The 3,008-nt window shown below is 63.7% G+C and carries 1 protein-coding gene; it reads left to right on the top strand.

What is annotated here, in order from left to right:
* The first annotated feature begins 2,079 nt into the window (after nt 1–2,079).
* Complete coding sequence (locus ACFYWI_RS38370; protein ID WP_389240805.1) at nt 2,080–2,472, top strand: hypothetical protein; 393 nt, start codon at nt 2,080–2,082, stop codon at nt 2,470–2,472.
* Nucleotides 2,473–3,008 lie beyond the last annotated feature (536 nt).

The raw sequence follows: 3,008 nt of genomic DNA, 5'->3' as shown, positions 1-3,008 counted from the left end.
GGACACAAGACGCCGCATGCCTCCCTCACCCCGAGCAAAACCATGCCTGACCAGCAGAAATCAAGGCATCACGTTCGGTTGAGATACGGCTTCTAACCAACGTATGCAACCCAGGCCCGCTGGGCAGCAGAGTTTCGTCGGTGCACGTGGTCAAGCGGCGCAGACTCGGGCGCCAGCACAGGCAGCACCGTACTTGTAGGCCAGCACGTCAGCACCGCGCTAATCGAAGGTGCACCCTGCCCGGCGCAGCCAAATATCAAGGTCGATTCCGGGCAGGCTCGTCAGAAGGGCGACCACAACAGTCTCGGGTGCAGTCCCAGCCCCGACCGGACAGGGTGCATTCCTCGCCGGGGGTGCGGAGGAGCGTTGGCGTGCCACAACCGTGCCACATCGGGCGGTCAGCCACGATCAACGACGGTTCATCGCAGTCGACATGACTCCCTGGGGTGGGGACATCTCAAACCCGCCTTGACTTGCACACCCTCGACGACCCTAACCACGAGGCTTACAAAGCAGCCCTCTACGCATGCTAACGGCCCACACGCTCACGTTAAGCGTCATACGCGCTCCACACTGGGTCTGCGGGGTCCGGACGACCCGAGAGGCGCCGGAGCCGATCTCCCGCCACTGAGAGTCGGCGCCGCGCGACAGTGACGAAGTCACGTTGTGCCGATTCAACACGAGATCGCATAACCACCCAGCCCTCGGCAGTTGTCGGACCGCGGCGGATGGCAATGTGCATGCGCCAGATCTGCTCATCGAGGGCATGAGCGGCCTCAACGACGTCTTGATCAGCTACAAGATTCACCATACTGATGGCCTCATTCCACGGGCGCCAGTCGACACTCGTGGGAATGAGGACGCCTTGTGGGAGACCATGCGGGCGTGCGGCGTCCATCTCGCCGAGGTCAACCATCACGGCGGCCGATTCGCGCAGTACATGCGCGCAGGCTGCTGTCTGCTGATCTCGGGCCCAATGCCGGTCTTGGGCTCGCCTGCTGACCATACTGCCGGCGAAGACACCAATCAGTGTGGTTAACACGGCCGCAGCAGGGGCTACCAGCGCACTCCATAAGATAGTCATGCTGTCAGTCTGCTTCGTGAACCTCGGAGTTGGTGGGAGTGTGTTGAATCGCCGCCGACGTAGCTGCGTTACCCCGCGCGAAACTGATCCAGTCTCACTTTTTGCCTGGACCGGGATCTGTCCGTCGACCCCATGTGAGAGTCCGATCAGCAGATACGTATGAAACGCACGAGGCTTCCAGACGTTGCAGTACGGCAGCGGCAGCGGAGTACAGCAACCACCGCGCCCGAAACCGACCGCGGTACCACCAATGACCAGCCGAGCAGACCTCAGCGACCGCGCCGCCGGTAGTTCGCATCGAGAAGGTCAGCCGTGCCACAGGTGTGCCAGATGGGTCGGGACTCACGGGGAACAGCGGCCGCCAACGGGGCTGAGAGACCGCAGGCGCCGAAGTCCGCGTTGCCCACGTCAGCCCCCAACTCGCTGCACCTCGCTCCCAAAGCGGGGGTAGCAGGTTCGGATTTCCGCTCAGGCCACAGCTTCGCCATGTCAATCGCCATGCCACTCAGGCGCCATGGCCGGCTCGCCGATCACCCGCAAGCCCAACCGCTCCGGAATTGGTGGAGGCTCTATGCGTTGACTCCAGCCGCCGGTCGGGGCCGACACGGTCGAGGGCGGGCCCGCCGTGAACGACCCGGACGGCAAGGCCGTCGCCCTCGTCAAGGTCAAGGGCGACCGGGTCGTCTCGGTCGGGTAGTTGGGGCGGATCTCCGCGACCATGCGCACTGCACGCTCACGAAGCTCGGCAGGGTAGGGGGATGGACGAGCCATGACTCGATCCTCTCAGGGAATCGAGCCTCCACCAGACCCGGAGCGGTTCAGGATCCTGACACGCTGCTGCGTGACGACTACGCCAGAAGCAGGCTGCCCAGCTACATCGGCGGACTGTTTGAGGCCCAGGCCAGCGACTGTCCGGACGCTTCCGATGACACCCGACGCCACAGCCTGATGAGCTGAGGAACAGTCAAGTACGCCCACCGCGAAAGGTCTGACGGATGGACGACAAGATATTCGCCGCCCTCGTTGCAGCGGCAGCAGCACTGCTCACTGGTCTCCTCTCCTACCTGGCGGCGAGACTCAAGATCCAAGCGGACGTGTCATCGCAGGCCAGACAGAACACGGCAGCCCTTGAGCTCCAGGAAGATCGTTTACGGACCGAGCTTCGCACCGAGTTCATGGCCGAGGAAGCCATTCGTGAACTGCTGCTCAGTGCGCAACCTAAGCGGTCATTCGAAGTGATCGAGCGCCGAGTGGGCGGATTCGACGGCGACGAACTCCGACAATTACTGGTGCGAGCCGGAGCAGTTCGCTTCTACGAGCGGAACAACAACAGAGAGCTGTGGGGACTCCGCGAGCGTAATGGACCCGAACTGGAAGGGGACAGGTGATCCCGCCTGTCCGCGCTGTGAGTAGGACTGGGTCCATCCATACCGTTTCAAGGCCGACGGGAGGCGCTTCATGCTGTGCACTGAGTGCGACTCACTGTGGTGGCCTGACGAGACGGTAGGTGACGCTCAGGGCTGGCCCCGGATCCGCTGCCCCGGGAGGTGCTGCACACCGCACTGGCGTGCGCGCCTCGTTGGTCCCATCACGCGTCGACAGAGCACATGCAGCGCAGTGGCTCAGCTGACCTTGCCCAGCCGAGCAACCGCTCGCACCAGTGCCGGCGCGTCATGAGCCGCTGCCGCCGAGACCACCAAGCGCACCGCCCCGGACCCGTCCGCATTCGCCTTGGCCTGCCATTCGAGCCCGTGGTGTCGAACCCAACCGCCGCCAGCGCATCTGCCAGCTCCCCGCCGGCATCAGTCGCGTCCCGCCAGCCCGCCACGTAGAAGCCGTATCTCAACCGAACGTGATGCCTTGATTTCTGCTGGTCAGGCATGGTTTTGCTCGGGGTGAGGGAGGCATGCGGCGTCTTGTGTCC

The organism is Streptomyces sp. NPDC002889 (assembly GCF_042888425.1).
Classification (GTDB): domain Bacteria; phylum Actinomycetota; class Actinomycetes; order Streptomycetales; family Streptomycetaceae; genus Streptomyces.
This window is presented reverse-complemented; position numbering and strand designations above follow the sequence as displayed.